Annotated in this window: 22 protein-coding genes and 1 pseudogene; 6 read left to right on the top strand and 17 right to left on the bottom strand. The window is 59.5% G+C overall.

Translation table 11 applies throughout. The annotated features are described in order from the left end of the window. Positions 1-44 precede the first annotated feature (44 nt). The 3 genes from NL116_RS30160 (at position 45) to NL116_RS30150 (ending at position 2,665) form a co-directional block, all read left to right on the top strand. The gene (locus NL116_RS30160) at positions 45-842 is read left to right on the top strand and encodes a transporter substrate-binding domain-containing protein (protein WP_494375229.1); all 798 of its coding nucleotides are present in this window, start codon (positions 45-47) and stop codon (positions 840-842) included. Between the two features lie 136 nt (positions 843-978). Beyond that, positions 979-1,938 (top strand): amino acid ABC transporter permease, encoded by a 960-nt coding sequence (locus NL116_RS30155; RefSeq protein WP_494375228.1) that lies wholly within the window; start codon positions 979-981, stop codon positions 1,936-1,938. Continuing rightward, entirely contained in the window at positions 1,931-2,665 is a 735-nt protein-coding gene (locus tag NL116_RS30150; protein ID WP_140668167.1) for an amino acid ABC transporter ATP-binding protein, read from the top strand. Before NL116_RS30155 ends, NL116_RS30150 begins: the two co-directional genes overlap by 8 nt. Positions 2,666-2,708: 43 nt before the next feature. Here NL116_RS30150 and NL116_RS30145 read toward each other — a convergent pair whose 3' ends face one another. The 11 genes and pseudogenes from NL116_RS30145 to ubiE all read right to left on the bottom strand — a co-directional run bounded on the left by NL116_RS30145 (position 2,709) and on the right by ubiE (position 10,820). Further along, complete coding sequence (locus NL116_RS30145; protein ID WP_494378158.1) at positions 2,709-3,413, bottom strand: methyl-accepting chemotaxis protein; 705 nt, start codon at positions 3,411-3,413, stop codon at positions 2,709-2,711. 201 nt (positions 3,414-3,614) lie between these two features. Continuing rightward, positions 3,615-4,625: pseudogene (locus NL116_RS30140) on the bottom strand (methyl-accepting chemotaxis protein); the annotation flags it as partial. 130 nt (positions 4,626-4,755) lie between these two features. Then, entirely contained in the window at positions 4,756-5,463 is a 708-nt protein-coding gene (locus NL116_RS30135) for a 16S rRNA (uracil(1498)-N(3))-methyltransferase (RefSeq protein WP_494375227.1), read from the bottom strand. After that, positions 5,460-6,254, bottom strand: coding sequence for a twin-arginine translocase subunit TatC (gene tatC / locus NL116_RS30130; RefSeq protein WP_027922121.1), 795 nt, complete (start codon positions 6,252-6,254; stop codon positions 5,460-5,462). Before tatC ends, NL116_RS30135 begins: the two co-directional genes overlap by 4 nt. Then, entirely contained in the window at positions 6,251-6,703 is a 453-nt protein-coding gene (gene tatB, locus NL116_RS30125) for a Sec-independent protein translocase protein TatB (RefSeq protein ID WP_494375226.1), read from the bottom strand. Before tatB ends, tatC begins: the two co-directional genes overlap by 4 nt. 10 nt (positions 6,704-6,713) lie before the next feature. After that, entirely contained in the window at positions 6,714-6,992 is a 279-nt protein-coding gene (locus tag NL116_RS30120) for a twin-arginine translocase TatA/TatE family subunit (protein ID WP_494375225.1), read from the bottom strand. A gap of 25 nt (positions 6,993-7,017) precedes the next feature. Further along, positions 7,018-7,350, bottom strand: coding sequence for a phosphoribosyl-ATP diphosphatase (locus NL116_RS30115; RefSeq protein WP_027922119.1), 333 nt, complete (start codon positions 7,348-7,350; stop codon positions 7,018-7,020). Next, the gene (hisI, locus tag NL116_RS30110) at positions 7,343-7,744 is read right to left on the bottom strand and encodes a phosphoribosyl-AMP cyclohydrolase (protein WP_046816940.1); all 402 of its coding nucleotides are present in this window, start codon (positions 7,742-7,744) and stop codon (positions 7,343-7,345) included. The genes NL116_RS30115 and hisI overlap by 8 nt, the downstream gene beginning before the upstream one ends. Before the next feature lie 81 nt (positions 7,745-7,825). Then, complete coding sequence (gene ubiB / locus NL116_RS30105) at positions 7,826-9,430, bottom strand: ubiquinone biosynthesis regulatory protein kinase UbiB (protein ID WP_494375224.1); 1,605 nt, start codon at positions 9,428-9,430, stop codon at positions 7,826-7,828. Continuing rightward, positions 9,427-10,050, bottom strand: a complete 624-nt coding sequence (locus NL116_RS30100; RefSeq protein ID WP_494375223.1) for a ubiquinone biosynthesis accessory factor UbiJ — start codon at positions 10,048-10,050, stop codon at positions 9,427-9,429. Before NL116_RS30100 ends, ubiB begins: the two co-directional genes overlap by 4 nt. Then, positions 10,050-10,820, bottom strand: a complete 771-nt coding sequence (gene ubiE / locus NL116_RS30095; protein ID WP_007948968.1) for a bifunctional demethylmenaquinone methyltransferase/2-methoxy-6-polyprenyl-1,4-benzoquinol methylase UbiE — start codon at positions 10,818-10,820, stop codon at positions 10,050-10,052. Before ubiE ends, NL116_RS30100 begins: the two co-directional genes overlap by 1 nt. Before the next feature lie 155 nt (positions 10,821-10,975). On the opposite strand from ubiE, the gene NL116_RS30090 reads away from it, so the two are divergent. The 3 genes from NL116_RS30090 (at position 10,976) to NL116_RS30080 (ending at position 12,806) form a co-directional block, all read left to right on the top strand. After that, positions 10,976-11,251, top strand: a complete 276-nt coding sequence (locus NL116_RS30090) for a polyhydroxyalkanoic acid system family protein (RefSeq protein WP_027922116.1) — start codon at positions 10,976-10,978, stop codon at positions 11,249-11,251. A gap of 249 nt (positions 11,252-11,500) precedes the next feature. Beyond that, entirely contained in the window at positions 11,501-11,923 is a 423-nt protein-coding gene (locus NL116_RS30085; RefSeq protein ID WP_494375222.1) for a phasin family protein, read from the top strand. Between the two features lie 10 nt (positions 11,924-11,933). Next, on the top strand, positions 11,934-12,806 hold the full coding sequence (locus NL116_RS30080) for a phasin family protein (RefSeq protein WP_494375221.1): 873 nt from the start codon (positions 11,934-11,936) through the stop codon (positions 12,804-12,806). A 191-nt stretch (positions 12,807-12,997) separates the two neighbouring features. On the opposite strand, the gene NL116_RS30075 is transcribed toward NL116_RS30080, so the two are convergent. From NL116_RS30075 to hslU, 6 genes are all read right to left on the bottom strand, one after another. Continuing rightward, on the bottom strand, positions 12,998-13,618 hold the full coding sequence (locus NL116_RS30075; protein ID WP_027922113.1) for a TetR/AcrR family transcriptional regulator: 621 nt from the start codon (positions 13,616-13,618) through the stop codon (positions 12,998-13,000). A 60-nt stretch (positions 13,619-13,678) separates the two neighbouring features. Further along, positions 13,679-15,361: a class II poly(R)-hydroxyalkanoic acid synthase gene (gene phaC / locus NL116_RS30070; protein ID WP_494375220.1), complete on the bottom strand. Its 1,683-nt coding sequence runs from the start codon at positions 15,359-15,361 to the stop codon at positions 13,679-13,681. A 110-nt stretch (positions 15,362-15,471) separates the two neighbouring features. Continuing rightward, positions 15,472-16,326 carry a poly(3-hydroxyalkanoate) depolymerase gene (gene phaZ, locus NL116_RS30065; RefSeq protein ID WP_123435489.1) on the bottom strand — a complete coding sequence of 285 codons (855 nt, stop codon included), beginning with the start codon at positions 16,324-16,326 and terminating at the stop codon, positions 15,472-15,474. Between the two features lie 145 nt (positions 16,327-16,471). Next, positions 16,472-18,151, bottom strand: a complete 1,680-nt coding sequence (gene phaC / locus NL116_RS30060) for a class II poly(R)-hydroxyalkanoic acid synthase (protein ID WP_494375219.1) — start codon at positions 18,149-18,151, stop codon at positions 16,472-16,474. A 257-nt stretch (positions 18,152-18,408) separates the two neighbouring features. Then, the gene (locus tag NL116_RS30055) at positions 18,409-18,786 is read right to left on the bottom strand and encodes a gamma-butyrobetaine hydroxylase family protein (RefSeq protein WP_494375218.1); all 378 of its coding nucleotides are present in this window, start codon (positions 18,784-18,786) and stop codon (positions 18,409-18,411) included. Between the two features lie 79 nt (positions 18,787-18,865). Further along, positions 18,866-20,206: an ATP-dependent protease ATPase subunit HslU gene (gene hslU / locus NL116_RS30050; RefSeq protein ID WP_494375217.1), complete on the bottom strand. Its 1,341-nt coding sequence runs from the start codon at positions 20,204-20,206 to the stop codon at positions 18,866-18,868. Positions 20,207-20,221: the final 15 nt, after the last annotated feature.

Here is a 20,221-nt window from a genome sequence, read left to right as displayed (position 1 = left end):
CGTTTTTGCGCGCCTCACACCGCAATGGTTTTGGGGACATGATGATGAACAAGTATCTCTCGATGCTGCTGGTCGGCGTCACGGCATTGGTGGCCGTCAGCGCGGCGCAGGCGGGTGCCATCGATGACGCGGTCAAGCGCGGCACGTTGAAAGTCGGCATGGATCCGACCTACATGCCATTCGAGATGACCAACAAGCGCGGCGAAATCATCGGTTTCGAAGTCGACATCCTCAAAGCCATGTCCAAAGCCATGGGGGTCAAGCTGGAGCTGGTGTCCACCGGCTACGACGGCATCATCCCGGCCCTGATGACCGACAAATTCGACATGATCGGCAGCGGCATGACCCTGACTCAGGAGCGCAACCTGCGCCTGAACTTCAGTGAACCGTTCATCGTCGTCGGCCAGACCCTGCTGATCCGCAAGGAACTGGAAGGCACCATCAAGTCCTATAAAGACCTGAACACCGACGAGTACCGCATCACCTCCAAGCTGGGCACCACTGGCGAGATGGTCGCCAAGAAGCTGATCTCCAAAGCCAAGTACCACGGCTATGACAATGAACAGGAAGCCGTTCTGGACGTGGTCAATGGCAAGGCTGATGCCTTTATCTACGATGCGCCGTACAACGTGGTGGCGGTGAACAAGGTTGGCGCGGGCAAATTGGTGTTCCTCGACCAGCCGTTCACCTACGAACCGCTGGCCTTCGGTCTGAAGAAGGGTGACTACGACAGCCTCAACTTCATCAACAACTTCCTGCACCAGATCCACGAAGACGGCACCTACGATCGCATCCATGACAAGTGGTTCAAAGACACCGCTTGGCAGAAAGACATGGAATAAGGCTCGGTCAGACAGACCGAGTCGCGCCATTCGCGAGCAAGCCCGCTCCCACAGGAATACGCATTCCAATGTGGGAGCGAGCTTGCTCGCGATGAGGCCCTCCCTGGCGACACAGAATTCGGAACCTTCAAACTCAATGAAACAAAAAAAATCCCAATGGCCCTGGCACGTTTTAACCGTGCTGGTGCTGATTGGCTTGGCCGGCGCGCTGTATTACGCCACCTCGCTGATGTCCTACGAATGGCGCTGGAACCGCGTGCCGCAATACTTCGCCTACCACGCCGAAGAATCCCAGCGCGCCGACGACATTTCCACCGTCAGCGAACTGGTGCACAAGGGCGATAAAGCCGAAGTCACCCTGCGCAACGACTCGGGTGATGAGCAACGCGTGACCGTCGACGACAACAGCCTGCAAGTCGCCCAAGGCGATGATGTGGCCGAAGGCGATGTGATCGGCGTGACTCGCCATTGGGCTGCCGGCCCGCTGCTTTGGGGCCTGTGGACCACTTTATGGCTGTCCGTAGTGTCCGGTGTACTCGGCCTGTTGATCGGCCTCGTCACCGGCCTGTGCCGGCTGTCGCACAACCCGACCCTGCGTGATCTCTCGACGATCTACGTCGAACTCGTCCGCGGTACGCCGCTGCTGGTACAGATCTTCATTTTCTACTTCTTCATCGGCACCGTGATGAACCTGTCCCGGGAATTCGCCGGGATCGCTGCGCTGTCGCTGTTCACTGGCGCCTACGTCGCGGAAATCATCCGTTCCGGCGTGCAGTCCATCGCTCGCGGCCAGAACGAGGCCGCGCGTTCGTTGGGTTTGAGTGCTGGCCAGTCGATGCGGCACGTGGTGATGCCGCAAGCCTTGAAGCGGGTGCTGCCGCCCTTGGCCGGACAATTCATCAGCCTGGTCAAGGACACGTCGCTGGTTTCGGTGATCGCGATTACTGAGCTGCTGAAAAGCGGTCGCGAAGTCATTACCACCTCGTTCTCGCCGTTCGAAATCCTGTTCTGTGTGGCCGGGTTGTACCTGTTGATCAACCTGCCGCTGTCGAAAATCGCCAGCCGGCTTGAGCGGAGGCTCGCGCAAAGTGATTGAAGTTCGCGATCTGGTAAAAGTCTTCGACACCCGTGGCCAGGTGGTTCGCGCGGTGGATAACGTCACCACGCAAGTGGCCAAGGGTGAAGTGCTGGTGGTGATCGGTCCGTCCGGCTCCGGCAAGTCGACCTTCCTGCGTTGCCTCAATGGCCTGGAAGCATTCGACTCGGGTTCGGTGAGCATTGACGGCCTGCAACTGGCCGACCCGAAAACCGACGTCAACGCCTACCGCCGCGAAGTCGGCATGGTGTTTCAGCACTTCAACCTGTTCCCGCACATGACCGTGTTGGAAAACCTCTGCCTGGCGCAGAAAGTCGTGCGCAAGCGTGGCAAGAAGGAGCGCGAGGCCAAAGCCTTGGCATTGCTGGAAAAGGTCGGTATTGCACAGAAGGCCAACGAGTTTCCATCACGGCTGTCCGGAGGCCAGCAACAGCGTGTGGCGATTGCCCGGGCGTTGGCCATGGAGCCCAAGGTCATGCTGTTCGATGAGCCGACCTCGGCGCTCGACCCTGAAATGGTTGGCGAAGTGCTGGATGTGATGAAAACCCTGGCCGTGGAAGGCATGACCATGGTTTGCGTCACCCATGAAATGGGCTTTGCGCGGGAAGTGGCGGATCGGGTGTTGTTTTTCGATCACGGCAAATTGCTGGAAGACGCTTCGCCGGCTGAGTTCTTCGATGCGCCGAAGGACCCGCGGGCGCAGGCCTTTTTGCGTCAGGTCCTCTAGTCGATCGTTCCCGCGCTAAACGTGGGAACGATCATGCGGCTGTTCAAACCTTGAACCTGCCCACCAGCATCTGCAGATGCGTCCCCAGCCGCGCCAGCTCAATGCTGGACGCCGCTGTTTCTTCACTCGCTGCCGAGGTCTGCTCGGACACATCACGCACGTTGAGCACGCTGCGGTTGATCTCCTCGGCCACCGCCGTTTGCTGTTCGGCAGCGGCGGCGATCTGCTGGTTCATCGACTGAATCGCCGACACGGTGTGGGTGATGCTTTCCAGTGAGCCGCCGGCGCGGCGGGTCAATTCGACGCTGCTGTCGGTCAGAAAGCGGCTGTTGTCCATGATCGTGGCGACTTGCTGGGTGCCATTTTGCAAACCGACAATCAGCTCTTCGATTTCTTCGGTGGACTTCTGGGTGCGCTGCGCGAGGCTGCGAACTTCATCGGCCACCACTGCAAAACCCCGTCCGGCTTCACCGGCTCGGGCAGCTTCGATGGCGGCGTTGAGGGCCAGCAGGTTAGTTTGCTGGGCCACGGATTTGATCACATCGAGCACGCTGCCGATCTTGTCGCTTTCGCGTTTCAGATCGCCCATTGCCGCGGTGGAATTGCCGACTTCGAGGGCCAGGCGCTCGATCTGGGCGATGGCTTCACCGACCACTTTGTCACCCTCACGCGCTTGTTGATCGGCGGCGACGGCGGCTTCTGAGGCTTCTTCGGCATTACGTGCGACTTCTTGCACGGTGGCGGTCATTTCGTTCATTGCGGTCGCTACCTGATCGGTCTCGACTTTTTGGCTGTTGACCCCGGCGCTGGTTTGCTCGGTGACCGCCGATAACTCTTCGGCGGCGCTGGCGATCTGCGTGACCCCGTCGCTGATGCCGCCGATCAATTCCCGCAGGCCCAGGGTCATGCTCTGCATGGCACGCTGGAGCTGGCCGAGTTCGTCGCGGCGCTTGGAGGTCAGGTTGTGAGTCAGGTCGCCGGCGGCCACGCGTTCGGCGACTTTCAGGGTCTGGTTCAGCGGGATGACGATCTGGCGAGTGATCGCCCAGGCCGCGACCATGCCAAAAGCCAAGGCCAGGGCGGTGGCCATCAGCAGCATGTTCTTGGCGTGAGCCGCATCGGTATCGCGGACGATGGTTTGTGACACGGTGAGTTTCTTGCTGACGTCGAGCAGGATGTCGCCTTGCGCGGCCATGCGCACGAGTGCGGCGGCGCTGGCAACCTGGGAGTCACGGTATTGGCTGACAGCGGCACGGTAAGCCTTGAGCGAGTCGCTGGCCTGTTGCAGGTTGGTGGCGTGCTCTTCCGGCAGTTTGGACGTCAGGCTTTCGAGGTTTTTCAGGGCGTTGTCAATGGCGTCCAGCGCAGGCTGTTCGGCTTCGGGTTTGGCGCTGTAGGTGTACCCGCGAACCTGGAAACGCGCCTGCTGAATCAGTTTGCTCAAATCGATCACGCTGTTGAACTGGGCGACGTTGTCACCTTGCAGCAGGGATTTTTCAACTTCAGCGACACGGGCAACAGCGTTATCGGCCGTGGCCCCGAGTTTGCTGCGGGCATCTTCGCGGTTGGTGCCGGCCTGGATCATCGCGCTGAACGCTTGTTTGTACTGGCTGACGGCGGCCAGTTGCTGGTCAACCATCGCCGCGTCGGCCGGTTGTTCAATCAGTTTGCGCGCGGTCTGCAAGCCGGCATCGAGTTGCGCCAGCTTGTCGTTGACCGCCGCCGGGCCTTGTTCGCCCCGGCGCATTTCATAGTCCAGGCGGGCCAGGCGCAGGTCTTTGGTCAGGTCATTGAGGCTGGCAATGAAACCGAGCTTGTCGCCGCGGCTCGTCACGTCACTCAGCCCAGTCCAGCCGGTGAAGGTGATCAACAGGGTAAGCAGCAGCACCAGACCGAAACCGATTCCCAGTTTGCGATTGACGCTGATGTTCCCCAGATTCTCGGCTAGCCATTGGTACATGCTGCAACTCCCTGGACCACTGATTGGTTTTGTGGGAACTGTATCGGCAGGCGAAAGAGAATCTGTAGGCGAACACGTTGGTCGGGAATACGACTTTCCCACAGGTTCTGTGCCTGAAGGTGGAGTGAGGTTAGAACAGGCGGGCGAGCAGGGCGGTGACGGCAGTCTCGACGCGCAGGATGCGCTCGCCGAGTTGCACCGGTTGCAGGCCGGACTTGCCCAGCAGGTCGATCTCGTAAGGGATCCAGCCACCTTCAGGGCCGATGGCCAGGGTCACCGGTTCGTCGAGGCCGCGGGGGCAGGGCGGGTAATTACCGGGATGGCCAACCAGGCCGAGAGTGCCCTCGGTGATCGCCGGCAGACGGTCCTCAACGAAAGGCTTGAAGCGCTTCTCGATAACGATCTCTGGCAGCACGCTGTCCCGGGCCTGTTCGAGGCCGAGGATCAATTGTTCGCGAATCGCCTCGGGTTCCAGAAACGGGGTTTGCCAGAAGCTCTTCTCGACGCGATAGCTGTTCACCAGCACGACGCGCGGCACGCCCATGGCGGCCACGGTCTGAAACACCCTGCGGAGCATTTTCGGACGTGGCAGGGCCAACACCAGGGTCAACGGCAGCTTGCTCGGGGGTGGTTGGTCAAGGGTGACGCGCAATTCGGCTTCATCGGCGTCCAGGCGCAGCACCTCGGCCGCACCCATCAACCCGCCGATCCTGCCGACACGCATGCTGTCACCGACTTCGCAGCGGTGAACTTCCTGCATGTGCGTCAACCGGCGATCACGCAGGATCACCCGGTCGGCCGCAATGAAATCGGCCTCTTCGAGGAGCAGCAGGTTCACGGTTGGGTCGCTGGCGGCTGGTCGTTGTGATCGTCCACCGGCTGGTCGTCCGGATGCTCGCCACGTTTGCTGATCAGGCTGCCAAACAGAATGCCGATCTCGAACAGCAGCCACATCGGAACCGCCAACAGCGTCTGCGAGAAAATGTCCGGCGGCGTCAGGATCATGCCGACCACGAAGCAGCCAATGACCACGTACGGACGTATTTTTTTCAGGTATTTGACGTCGACCACGCCGATCCACACCAGCAGCACCACGGCCACCGGGATTTCAAACGCCACGCCAAAGGCGAAGAACAGCGTCATGACGAAATCGAGGTAGCTGGTGATGTCGGTCATCATTTCCACGCCGGCCGGGGTGGCGGCGGCGAAGAACTTGAAGATCAGCGGGAACACCAGGTAATAGGCGAACGCCATGCCGGTGTAGAACAGCACGATGCTGGACATTAGCAATGGCACCGCGATGCGCTTCTCATGCTTGTACAGGCCCGGTGCGATGAAGCCCCAGATCTGATGCAGGATCACCGGGATCGCCAGGAACAGCGAGACCATCATGGTCAGCTTCAGCGGTGTCAGGAAGGGCGACGACACGTCGGTGGCGATCATCGTCGCGCCGGCGGGCAGGTACGCGCGCAGCGGCGTGGAGACGAAGGTGTAGATCTGCTGGGTGAAGGCAAACAACCCGGCGAAGATGATGAAAATCGCCGCTACACAGCGCAGCAGGCGGGTACGCAACTCGGTGAGGTGCGAAACCAGCGGCATGTGCTGGTCGTTTTCAGGGAGATCGCTCATGGGGCTCGCGGCGGCAATGTTGGGTCATGAGGGGCCGGCGCTGTCGGCGCGACGGCAGGAGCAACCGGTTCAACCGGCGTTGCTGATACAGCGGGCGCAGATGGCTCGGTTGCTACAACGGGCGCTGGCGTTGGTGCAGTGGCAGCGACAGGCGCGTGAATCGTCTGTTCCCCCACATGCTCCACCGGCGTCGGCTCCTGCTGGGTTGGCGAGAAAATCTTCCGCGCCTCCTGCTCCAGCGACAGAATGTGCTCGTTGTGCAGCTGCCGACGAATCTCGTCGGCACCAATTTCACGTTCAACTTCCTGTTTGATCGCGTTGAAGCTGCGCTTCAAGCGCCCGACCCACAGGCCGGCGGTGCGCGCAGCACCCGGCAAGCGCTCGGGGCCCAGCACCAGCAGGGCAACAAGGCCGACGAGCAGCAGTTCAGAGAAGCTGATACCAAACATTAGTCAGTGCTCACACGTCTTTGCGGATTGGCTCTTCGACTTTTTGTGCCTGCACGTCAATGGTGTGCGGCTGGTTCACGGACTGGGTGGTCTGCGGCTGCACCGGCGGAACCGGTTGCGCCGGGGTCGCGGTCGGATCGGCCGGTTTTTCGTCATCGTTCATGGCTTTCTTGAAGCCCTTGATCGACTCGCCAACGTCCGTGCCGAGGTTTTTCAGTTTCTTGGTGCCGAATACCAACACGACAACAACCAGGATGACGATCCAGTGTTTCCAGTCAAAAATGCCCATGTTGCTGCTCCTCTCTAATAATTGTTCAGGCGGACGGGCGCGATGCTTTCTCGGCGTGCCCGGACAGACCGAAACGACGGTCCAGTTCATCAAGTACAGCCTGTGGATGCTGCCCCAGTTGGGCGAGCATGACCATGCTGTGGAACCACAAATCGGCGGTCTCGTAGATCACATCGCTGCAGTCACCGCTGATGGCGGCATCCTTGGCGGCGATGATGGTTTCGACCGACTCTTCGCCGACTTTTTCCAGAATCTTGTTCAAGCCCTTGTGGTACAGGCTGGCGACATACGAGCTGTCGGCGGCGGCGCCTTTGCGCTCTTCCAGCACTGCGGCCAGGCGGGTCAGGGTGTCACTCATGTTTGTGTCCTGCGGAATAGATAGCGTGCGGGTCTTTCAGGACCGGGTCGACCGTTGTCCAGTCGCCGTTCTCAAAGACTCGGTAGAAACAGCTCTGGCGGCCGGTATGGCAAGCGATGTCGCCGATCTGCTCGACCATCAGGATGATCACGTCCGCGTCGCAGTCCAGGCGCATCTCATGCAGGGTTTGCACGTGACCGGACTCTTCGCCCTTGCGCCACAGCTTGCCACGGGAACGCGACCAGTAAATGGCACGGTTCTCGGCAGCGGTCAGTTCCAGCGCTTCACGGTTCATCCAGGCCATCATCAGGACGCGCCCGGTCTTATGATCCTGGGCAATCGCCGGCACGAGGCCATCAGCGTCCCATTTGATCTCGTCCAGCCAGTTTTTCATCTTCGACTCCGACAGCGGGCTCAACACTTCATTAGTCAAACCCAAGCGTCCGAACAGTGTGCCAGCGAGTTGCGTGACTGGCTATCGACGAACGACCAGATACAAGCCGACGGCCATCATGATTCCTGCCGGCCAGTAGGCCAGTTGGTTCAGAGGCCCTCCGGCAGCGAGTATCGCGCCCCCGGCCAGATGGGCTGTACCGAGTAGTCGCAGGAACCAGTCGTCCCGGCGTTGGTGCCACGGTGGCGGTGGATCGTAGGCATGAGGTTGAGACATGCGTTCGAGCAGGTCGCGGGCCATGTTGGCCAGGTGCGGCAGCTGTTCGAACTGGCTCTGCACGTTGCCGAGCAGGGCTTTGGGGCTGACGCGCTCGCGCATCCAGCGTTCAAGGAACGGCTGCGCGGTGTTCCACAAGTCCAGGTCCGGGTATAGCTGACGGCCCAGGCCTTCGATGTTCAACAGGGTTTTTTGCAGCAGCACGAGCTGCGGCTGCACTTCCATGTTGAAGCGTCGAGCGGTCTGGAACAGGCGCATCAGTACCTGACCGAAGGAAATATCTTTTAACGGTTTTTCGAAGATCGGTTCGCACACGGTACGGATCGCCGCTTCGAATTCGTTGAGTTTGGTTTCAGCCGGCACCCAGCCTGAGTCGATGTGCAGTTGCGCCACACGACGGTAATCACGCTTGAAGAACGCGAACAGGTTGCGGGCCAGATAGTCCTGGTCTTCCGGGGTCAGGCTGCCGACGATGCCGCAGTCGATTGCAATGTACTGCGGGCTCCACGGGTTGACGGTGCTGACGAAGATGTTGCCGGGGTGCATGTCGGCGTGGAAGAAGCTGTCGCGGAACACTTGGGTGAAGAAAATCTCCACACCGCGTTCGGCGAGCATTTTCATGTCCGTGCGCTGGTCGGCCAGCGTCGTCAGGTCGGTGACCTGGATGCCGTAGATGCGCTCCATCACCAACACTTTCGGCCGGCACCAGTCCCAATAGACTTGCGGCACGTAGAGCAGCGGCGAGCCTTCGAAGTTGCGCTTCAACTGGCTGGCGTTGGCTGCTTCGCGCAGCAGGTCGAGTTCGTCGTAGATGGTCTTTTCGTAATCGCTGACCACGTCCACCGGGTGCAGCAGACGCGCATCGGCCGAGAGCTTTTCAGCGGCGCGGGCCAGAATGAACAGCCACGCCAGATCCTGGGCAATGATCGGTTTGAGGCCCGGGCGAATCACCTTGACCACCACTTCTTCGCCGGTTTTCAACTGCGCGGCATGCACCTGCGCCACCGAGGCGGACGCCAACGGTTCGACGTCGAAGCGGCTGAAGACTTCACTGATCTTTTTGCCGAGTTGCTCTTCGATCAACTTCACCGACACTTGCGAGTCGAACGGCGGCACGCGGTCCTGCAGCTTCATCAGCTCATCGGCGATGTCTTCCGGCAGCAGGTCACGGCGGGTGGAGAGGATCTGCCCGAACTTGATGAAAATCGGCCCCAGGTCCTGCAATGCCAGGCGCAATCGCGCGCCACGGCTCAGGTCCAGCGTCTTGCGCGGGAACCAGCGCCACGGCAAGGCGTAACGCAATGCCAGCAGAAACCACGGCAGTGGCAGGGCAAACAGCAGGTCATCGAGGCGGTAACGAATCACAACGCGCTGGATGCGCAACAAACGGCGGACGGCAAGCAGCTTCATGCGTTATCGCTTGGGTCGAGGGATCGGGAAAGGCGCTCGAAGCGCGCCTCGAGACGTTCCAGATCGAGTTTGATCTGGTCCAGTTCACTGAAACGGGCTTCGGCTTCGCGCTGACCAACGAGGGTGCGCGACTCTTCAGCCAGGTATTCGCCCAGGTTCTGCCCCAGGCTGGCGAACCCTTGTTGATACCAGCGGGCGCGACTGCGCAGGTGGCCGCCGACCAGTTGCGTGGCGACCGGTCCCAGCCAACGCGAGAGTTCGTACTCCCAGTCCAGTTCCAGGTCTTGAAGGATCGCCGCCAGTTCCAGCAGCACGCCGCTGTCACCGTCGAGTTCGACTTCAGGGCCATGCAGGACCGAGGTCTTGTCCTTGCTCATCGCCAGCCTCAACAGGCTTGAGGCCGGTGCACGCAAGGTGCAGTCGGCGCCGGTTTCCCAGTGGGAAGCGAGCATCAGGCCTTCATCGCTGGGCAGGATGAACAGCTGCAACGCCGGGCTGCGGCAGTCGACGGCAATCACCCGGCCGCTCAGATGCGCCAGGCGCGGTAGCGCCGTGCTGTCGAGACGCAGCACCCGGTTCAGACCGAGTTCAACGCTGGCGAGCAGGCCGGCCAGCAACATCAGGGTTTGATGCCGCGGTGCAGGGCGACGATGCCTGCGGTCATGTTGTGGTAGGTCACGCGGTCGAAACCGGCCTCGACCATCATCGACTTCAGGGTTTCCTGATTCGGGTGCATGCGGATCGACTCGGCCAGGTAGCGATAGCTTTCCGAGTCGTTGGTGATCAACTTGCCCATCAGTGGCATGAAGGCGAACGAGTAGGCGTCGTAGGCCTTGGACATCAGCGCGTTGGTCGGCTTGGAGAACTCAAGCACCAACAGGCGACCGCCAGGCTTGAGTACACGCAGCATCGAACGCAGGGCGTCTTCCTTGTGCGTCACGTTGCGCAGGCCGAAGGCGATGGTCACGCAGTCGAAATGGTTATCCGGGAACGGCAGCTTTTCAGCGTCGGCCTGAACGAATTCAACGTTGCCGGCCACACCGAGGTCCAGCAGGCGATCACGACCGACCTTGAGCATGGATTCGTTGATGTCGGCCAGCACCACCTGGCCGGTCGGGCCGACGAGGTGCGAGAATTTTTTGGTCAGGTCGCCCGTACCGCCGGCGATGTCCAGCACACGATTGCCGGTGCGCACGCCCGAAAGCTCGATTGCGAAACGCTTCCACAAACGGTGCATGCCGCCCGACAGGAGGTCGTTCATCAAGTCGTACTTGGCGGCTACCGAATGGAAAACCTCGGCGACTTTTTCCGCTTTTTGGCTTTCCGGAACGTTTTTGAAACCGAAGTGAGTGGTGGGTTCGGCATCGCTGCCTTTGCGCTGATCAGTCATATCGCTGTCACCAGAAGAGAATGCGGGACATTCTAATCCCCAAGGCATGCTTTGTCTTGGCAAGGCTGAAGGTAAGATGGGCAACCACCGGGACGTTTTGACGCAGTAATGGTCAAGATGCTTCAGGAAAGTATCCATAACGCAGGAGTCATTCGATGGCCCGTATTAGTGTTGAGCGTGCCCACGGCCTGGGCAAAGAAGCGGCCCGCGAAAAGGCCGACAAGCTGGCGCAGAAACTGTCCGATCAATATGGCCTGGAGCCGCAGTGGTCCGGTGACACGCTGAACCTCAAGCGCTCCGGAGTAAAAGGCGCAGTGCATGTCAGCGAAGACTCGATCCGCGTCGACGTGGAGTTGGGGCTGATGATGTCGGCCATGAGCGGCATGATCAAATCGGAAATCGAGAAGGCGCTGGATAAAGCATTGGTCTGATTCGCGCTGGATTGGTGAATGCAATCCTGTGGGAGCGAGCTTGCTCGCGATAGCGGTGTATCAGGCAACATCTGTGTTGAATGTTATGGCCTCATCGCGAGCAAGCTCGCTCCCACATTTTTATTGCGGTGTTTCCCAAAGGTTTATGTCAGTTGTTAGGGTGCCGTTTCTAATTATTCTCCCTACTTTGTGCCTGAGCCCGACACTTGTCCGGGCAGTTCCTCAAACCTTCTGCGCGTGAGGTGCACCATGGCCAAAGTTATTTTGAAGAAAAAAATCGACGCTTCGACTACCGCTCTGGGCGACGTCAAATCCTATGCCCGCAAGATCTGGCTGGCAGGCCTGGGTGCCTACGCCAAGGTCGGTCAAGAGGGTAGCGAGTACTTCCAGGAGTTGATCCAGGCTGGTCAAACTGTTGAAAAGAAAGGCAAAAAAGCAGTGGCCGAGAAACTGGAAGCCGCTAACGCCGAGATCGTTGAAGCCAAGAGTGAAGTGAGTACTTTCAAAGGCAAGGTCGAAGTACAACTCGACAAGGTCGAGAAGGCTTTTGACTCGCGTGTCGCAAGTGCCTTGAATCGTATCGGCATTCCGTCTAAACATGACGTTGAGACACTCTCTGCTAAGCTCGATGAGCTGACGGCATTGCTCGAACGCGTCGCGCGTAAATCTTAAGGAGAACGGGATGGCTGTTAAAAAGAACACCGCAAAAGAAGGCAGCTCGTGGATCGGGAAAGTCGAAGACTACTCCCGCAAAATCTGGCTGGCTGGTTTAGGCGTGTACTCGAAGATCGACACTGACGGCAGCAAGCTCTTCGATACATTGGTCAAAGATGGCGAGAAAGCCGAGAAGCTCACCAAGAGCGCTGTTGGCAAGAAAGTCGACGCCGCCAAGGATTCTGCTTCGTCGGCCAAGTCGCGAATCAGTGGCGTTAAAGATCGTGCACTGGGCAAATGGGATGAGTTGGAAGGGGCTTTCGACAAGCGCCTGAACAGTGCCATTTCGCGCCTCGGTGTCCCGAGCCGCAACGAAGTGAAAGCACTGCACAGCAAGGTCGACACCCTGACCAAGCAAATCGAAAAACTCACCGGTGCCAAGGTTGCGCCTGTTGCGGCGAAAACCGCAGCGGCCAAACCAGCGGCTAAAACCGCTGCCAAGCCATTGGCCAAAGCCGCCGCTAAGCCGGCAGCCAAACCTGCTGCGAAAGCAGCGGCCAAGCCTGCTGCCAAAACGGCTGCGGCAAAACCTGCTGCAGCCAAGCCAACGGCCAAACCGGTCGCCGCCAAAGCAGCCGCCAAGCCAGCGGCTAAACCAGCTGCCAAAACCGCAGCTGCCAAACCGGCCGCCAAGCCAGCAGCAAAACCTGCTGCAGCGAAGAAGCCAGCGGTGAAAAAACCGGCAGCGCCGAAAGCCGCCGCACCAAAACCAGCAGCAGCTGCTGTTGCCAAACCGGCAACCCCGGCCGCCCCGGTCAGCGCATCGAACTCTGCTACCGCGCCGACCCCTGCTGTAACCCAGACTGTAGCGCCAGCAACGACGCCAACCAGTCAGTCCTGATTTTCAGGGCTCAAAAAAACGCCCGGCCTGCCAAGGTCGGGCGTTTTTGTTTGTGCGCGGATTCAAGGACACCCTGGAACCAATGTGGGAGCGAGCTTGCTCGCGATGGCGGTGTGTCAGTCACAGAAGTTTTGAATGTGATGGACTCATTGCGAGCAAGCCCGCTCCCACAGGGTTATTTGTAGTCAGGTCTACTCGTGTTCCTCCAGGTATTGGAGCGCCATCTGCTCGGTCGCGACCTTGATCGGCGGCAACAAGTGCGGCGCCACCAACATCATGATCTGGTAAACCACCAGCCTCACCTCGCCCTCACGATCCAGAATCCGCTGGTAGTCCAGCGAGAACAGTAATGTCATGGTGATCTGCTCCACCAACTGCCCCAACGCTTGCGTATCGCTGACCAACTGCCCTTGAGCCTTCAACTGCGCGAGCAGTGACGCCAGTGTGCGCTTCAGCGCATTGAGCAGGTTGCGTATGCCTTTGGCCAGTTTGGGCAGGCGACCAGCGAGGTTCGACAGGTCCTGGAACAGAAACCGGTAATGCGACAGCCGTTCGACGATCAAGTGCAGGAACAGCCAGTAATCGTCCGGTGCCAGTTCCACATCGGCCGGTGGGTCGAGCAGTGGCGCCAGTTCAGACTGGAAGCGCTCGAACAACCCGAGAATCAGCGGTTCCTTGCCGTGAAAGTGGTAGTAGAGGTTGCCGGGGCTGATGCCCATCTCGTTGGCAACTTCCATGGTGGAAACGTTCGGTTCGCCTTTCTGATTGAACAACTGCAAAGCACATTCGAGAATCCGGTCGCGGGTTTTCATCCAGTCTTCTTAATGGTCGAGTCAGTGCCACGGCGAGCGTCGGCCGTGGTGGGTTGAACGTCAGCGCACACGCACGTAAGTACCGGGTGCTGCCTCCTGCGGTGGATAGTTCTGATTGCCGAGGGCCATGTGGGTTTCTTTCAGCGCGCCGGAACGTTGCTGAATCCACTCCAGCCATTGCGTCCACCAGCTGCCGTCGACTTGCTTGGCGTCGTAATACCAGGCCCGTGGGTCGCTGCTCAATTTTGCGCCTTCGACGTAGTTGGCTTTCGGGTTGCTCGGCGGGTTGAGGATGCTCTGCACGTGACCACTGTTGGACAGCACGAAGCGTCGCTCGCCGCCCAGCAGCAGTGTCGAGCGGTACACCGCGTCCCACGGCGTAATGTGGTCGTTGATGCCCGCGACGCTGAAGCTGTCGACGGTGACTTTCTGCAAGTCGATGGGTGTGCCGCACACTTCAAGACCGCCCGGGTGGCTCAGCGGGTTGTGTTTGAAGAAGTCCAGCAGATCGCCATGAAAGGCCGCCGGCAGCCGTGTGTTGTCGTTGTTCCAGTAGAGGATGTCGAATGCTGGCGGTTCTTTGCCCAGCAGGTAGTTATTGACGAAATAACTCCAGATCAAGTCGTTGGGGCGCATCCAGGCGAACACCTTGGCCATGTCGCGACCTTCCAGCACACCTTTCTGATACGACCTGCGCTTGGCCGCTTCAAGGGTCTGTTCGTCGGCGAACAGCGTTGCCGGGGAGTCCATCTGACTGTCGAGCAGGCTCACCAGATAGGTCGCGCTCGACACGCGGCGCAACTGCCGCTTGGCCTGCAAGTGACCTTGCAGCGCGGCGATGGTCAGCCCTCCGGCGCAGGCGCCCATCAGGTTCACCTCGCGCGCGCCGGTGATCGAGCGGCAGACATTCATCGCTTCTTCCACGGCTTCAACGTAGGTCGACAGCCCCCATTCGCGATGGCGCACATCCGGATTGCGCCAACTGATCATGAAAGTCTGCAGACCGTTCTTGAGGGCAAACTGGACGAAGCTGTTGTGCGGACTAAGGTCGAAAATGTAGTACTTGTTGATCTGCGGCGGCACCACCAGCAGCGGTTTGGAAAATTGCTTTTCGCTCATGGGCTTGTACTGGATCAGCTCCAGCAGCTCGTTGCGAAACACCACCGAACCCGTCGTGGTGGCTACGGTTCTGCCCACTTCGAATGCTTGTTTGGTGACTTGCCGGGGCAGGCCGTCGTTGTGCAGGAAGTCGTCGACCAGATGGCTGACGCCGCGCACCAGGCTGTTGCCGCCGGAATTGAAGATTTCCTTGATCGCCAGCGGATTGAGCAGGGTGTTGGACGGCGACACGGCGTCATTGAGCAAGGCAAACGCAAAGTGCGCGCGGGCGCGATCATCGGGAGACATGGCGCTGTCGTCGATCCAGCTTTTGACCTGTTTCTGCCAGCTCAGATAGGCCTGCAGGCTGCGACGATAAAAAGGGTTGAGACTCCACGCCGGGTCGGTGAAACGACTGTCCCGCGGGTTGGTCGCGTGCAACGTTTCACCCAATAAGACACGGCCCAACTGACCGCCCAGTTTCAAGGCGTGTCGGGCGCTGTGCACCGGGTTGCGCAAGCCATGGGCCGCCACGCTGCGCAAGGTCGAAATCAGATCCCGGCCGCGCAGGCCGGTAATCGCACTCTGCGCGTTGATGAACGCGGCGGGAGTGGGTAAAGCGTCTCTCGCTGGTTTGTCGCGCATGTCTCAACACTCCTTCGTTTCAAGCCAAAAACAAACTCACTGAACCAGATCACCATAGACGCTGTTGTGGGTTGTTGCGCGGCGCGGCGTCCTGCCGGCCGATGAAGCGACTAACTGCCCAACGGCGAAGGATGCGGATGCATCACGGCGCGCTGACGTTCTTCCTCGAGGAATTTCATGATGATCGGTGCCACGGCTTCGGCGCGGGTGATCAGGAACAGATGCCCGTCATCGATGATGTGCAGCTGGGCGTTGGGAATTCGCCAGGCCAGCAGGCGCATGTTGACCAACGGGATCAGTGGATCGTCGTCACCGGCCAGTACCAGCGTCGGCTGGTTGATCTTGTGCAGCCAGTGGATGCTGGTCCAGCCCAGGCCGGCAAACAATTGCCAGTAATAACCGAGCTTGCCCGCCGAACGGACTTTCGCCGCGTGGCTGGCTGCCAGGGTGGGGTCGCGCCGGAAGGCGCCGCCATAGATCATCGGTGCAATGCGGATCACGTGCGACGGCTGGATGTAGCGCCTTGGGCTGGCCATCATCCACAGCACCTTCGGTTTGCCCGGCACCATCACCGCGCCCGCCGCCGTGGCCGCCAACACGAGTTTTTTGCAGCGCTCGGGGTAGTCATACGCAAACTGCTGGGCGAGGGCGCCACCCCAGGACACGCCGATCACGTTGACTTGTCCGTAGTCGAGATAGTCGAGCATTCGTGCCGTGAGTTTCGCCAGGCCGGGAAAGCGATACGGCCGATTCGGCGTCGACGAGCCGCCGACACCGGGCACATCGAAAGCAATGACCTCCAGGTCCGGGTCCAATGCCGCGACGAACGGAAACACCAGCTCCAGGTTGGCGCCGATGCCGTTGAAAATCAGCAAGGGCGTCAAGTGAGGCTTGCCGGGGCGTACCGCCGTGCGGAGGGTCTGGCCATCCAGGTCGACGGTACGGAATATGAACGGTTGCGGCATGCTTCAGGCCCTGTGGGTTAATTCATCCCCGATCCCCTGTGGGAGCGAGCTTGCTCGCGAATGCGTCCGTTCAGTCGACATCATTGTTGAATGATCAATCGCTTTCGCGAGCAAGCCCACGCCCTTCTGGGACAAGGTGTGTCAGTTACCGCTCATGCACATAAGTACCCGGAGCTGCTTCGCCGGCGGTGAAGGTTTTGTTGCCGTAAACCGTTGGGGCTTTCTTCAGTTTGCCCGAACGTTCGCCCAGCCATGCGTGCCAGTGCAGCCACCAGGAGTCGGTGTGCTTGGTGGAGTTTTCTTGCCAGTCTTCGGCCTTGGCCGGCATGTCGCTGCTGGTCATGTAGCGCGATTTCGGGTTGCCCGGCGGGTTCAGAATGCTCTGGATATGGCCGCTGCTCGACAGCACGAATTCGACCTTGCCGCCAAACAGCTGCGCCGACTTGTAGCAGGACTTCCACGGGGTGATGTGGTCAGTGGTGCCGGCCAGGCTATAAATGTCTGCGGTGACTTGCTTCAGGTCGATTGGCGTACCGCACACTTCCAGTGCATCGGGACGGATCAGTGGATTACTTTTGAACATCTCGATCAGGTCGCCGTGGAACGCGGCGGGCAGTCGAGTGGTGTCATTGTTCCAGAACAGGATGTCGAACACCGGCGGTTCGTTACCCAGCAGGTAGTTGTTGACCCAGTAGTTCCAGATCAAGTCGTTGGGGCGCATCCAGGCGAAGACTTTCGCCATGTCGCGGCCTTCCAGCACCCCGGCCTGATAGGACTGGCGCTTGGCGGATTCCAGGGTTTGCTCGTCGACGAACAAGGCAACGTCGCTGTCCAGAGTGGTATCCAGCACGCTGACCAGCAGCGTCAGGGCGTTGACCTTTTTCTCGCCGAGTGCCGCGTAATGGCCCAGCAACGCGGTGCAGGTAATGCCACCGGAGCAGGCGCCGAGCATGTTGATGTCTTTGCTGCCAGTGATGGCACTGACCACATCGACTGCCTCCTTGAGCGCTTCGATGTAGGTCGACAGACCCCACTCGCGCTGTTCCTTGGTCGGGTTGCGCCAGCTGACGATAAAGGTCTGCACATTGCTGCGCAGGCAATAGCGCGCCAGGCTCTTTTCCGGGCTCAAGTCGAATACGTAGAATTTGTTGATCTGTGGCGGCACCACCAGCAGTGGGCGCTCGAAAACTTGTTCGGTGGTTGGCTTGTACTGGATCAGTTCCAGCACGTCGTTGCGGAATACCACGGCGCCTTCGGTCACGCCCAGGCTCTTGCCGACTTCGAAGGCGCCCATGTTGACCTGGCTCGGCATGCCGCCGTTGTGCACCATGTCCTTGGCCAGGTGCGAAAGGCCATCGAGCAGGCTTTTGCCACCGGTTTCGAAGAAGCGTTTGACTGCCGCCGGGTTGGCCGCCGTGTTGGTCGGAGCCATGGCTTCGGTCATGAGGTTGATCACGAAGTGCCCGCGCGCGACATCCTTGGGCGCAAGGTTACTTTCGTCGATCCAGTCGTGGAGCTCCTTGCGCCACGCCAGGTAAGTTTGCAGATAACGTTTATAGAGCGGGTTCTGACTCCACGCCGGATCGGCGAAGCGACGGTCTTCGGGGGTCGGAAGAAGTTCGGATTTACCGAACAACACGTTCTTCAGTTCAAGGCCGAAATGGGCAACATGCTTTGCGCTGTGGACCGGTTGTTTGATGGCCTGCCTGAGCACCATGCGAGCAGACGCCAGTAGATCTTTACCACGCAACCCAACGACAGGATTCAGCCCTAAAGTGTTTTCCGAGGCTTGAGATTTCAAGTCATCGTTATTCTTGTTACTCATCTACGACGCTCCATTGTCCTGAGACGAGTACCTGAGCCTGACCGTGCAGTCACACAGTCAATGCCAGGTACTTCTGCTCGGGTGACCGTTAATACTGCATCGCTGCTTTTTAGTTCAGAGAGCCTGCAGGGAACTTGCCAGATCCATTGGTTACCCGAGTTTAATTTTTTTCGCAAGCGGGCCAATCATTGGCCCTGAGGCGGAGCATTCAAACAGATGAAATTAGAAAATGCCTTCTAAAGAGCAAGAGGCCTGACTTAGAGCATCAGCTTGACGACGGATTCGTTCGGGTCGCGGGTTTTTCCGGCGGCTTTGAGTTCCGCAAGATAATCGTCCCAGAGTGCGTCATGGCGTCGCGCAAGCTCGTACAGGTATTCCCACGTGAAGAGGCCACTGTCGTGACCGTCGTCGAAGGTCAACTTCAGGGCGTACTGACCGGCCGGTTCTACCTTGGTCAGGCCGACGTTGATCTTGCCAAATTGCAGGATGGGTTTGCCGTGGCCCTGGACCTCGGCGGAGGGAGAGTGCACGCGCAGGAACTCGGCGGGCAGGTGATATTCCTCACCGCTCGCGTATTTCAGCGACAGGGTTTTCGAGGCTTTGTGCAGTTTGATGTCGGTGGGAAGCTTAAGCATGGGAAGGGCCTTGGGCGGCAAGCTACAAGCCGCAAGCTTAACTCGATCAGCTTGCCGCTTGTAGCTTGCAACTTGAGGCTTACAGAATGTAGCGGGACAGGTCTTCGTTCTGCGCCAATTCGCCCAAGTGGCTGTTGACGTAATCGGCGTCGATCATGATCACCTTGCCGTCGTGGGCGCTGGCCAGGTCCCCGGCGCTGAAGGACACTTCTTCAAGCAGGCGTTCGAGCAAGGTGTGCAAACGACGGGCACCGATGTTCTCGGTCTTCTCGTTGACCTGCCAGGCGATCTCGGCAATGCGCTTGATGCCATCCGGCTGGAATTCGATGCCCAGGCCTTCGGTTTTCAGCAGCGCGCAATATTGCTCGGTGAGCGAGGCATGCGGTTCGCTGAGAATGCGTTCGAAGTCTTCCGGTGTCAGCGCCTTGAGTTCGACGCGAATTGGCAGGCGGCCTTGCAGCTCAGGCACCAGGTCGCTCGGCTTGCTCAGGTGGAATGCACCGGAGGCAATGAACAGGATGTGGTCGGTCTTGACCATGCCCAGCTTGGTGTTGACGGTGCAACCTTCGATCAGTGGCAGCAAGTCACGCTGTACGCCTTCACGGGACACGTCGACGCCGCCGGAGTTGCCGCGCTTGGCGACCTTGTCGATTTCGTCGATGAACACGATGCCGTGCTGCTCAACCGCTTCCAGGGCCTTGGCCTTCAACTCTTCATCGTTGACCAGGCGGCCGGCTTCTTCGTCACGCACCAGTTTCAGCGCTTCCTTGACCTTGAGCTTGCGGCTTTTCTTTTTGCCCTTGCCCATGTTGGCGAACAGGCTCTGCAACTGGTTGGTCATCTCCTCCATGCCCGGTGGCGCGGAAATGTCGACGCCGGCCACTTCGGCGACTTCAATTTCGATCTCCTTGTCATCCAGCTGACCTTCGCGCAGGCGCTTGCGGAACAACTGACGGGTGTTGGAATCGGCAGACGACGTCGATTCTTCGTTGCTGAAACCCATGCGTGCCGGTGGCAGCAGGGCGTCGAGGATACGATCTTCGGCAGCATCTTCGGCGCGATGGCGAACCTTGGTCATTTCCTGTTCGCGCAGCAGCTTGATCGCTGCGTCCGCGAGATCACGAATGATCGATTCGACGTCGCGGCCGACGTAGCCGACTTCGGTGAACTTGGTGGCTTCAACTTTGATGAACGGCGCATTGGCGAGCTTGGCCAGGCGACGGGCGATCTCGGTTTTACCGACACCGGTCGGGCCGATCATCAGGATGTTCTTGGGGGTTACTTCAACGCGCAGCTCTTCAGGCAGCTGCATCCGGCGCCAGCGGTTACGCAGCGCGATGGCGACGGCGCGCTTGGCATCGTCCTGGCCGATGATATGGCGATTGAGTTCGTGGACGATTTCACGGGGAGTCATGGACATAGTAATTGGCGGTCC

The organism is Pseudomonas sp. FBCC-B1667, from assembly GCF_059133255.1.
Note: the sequence above shows the minus strand (reverse complement) of the source record. Positions and strands in the feature narration are given on the sequence as shown.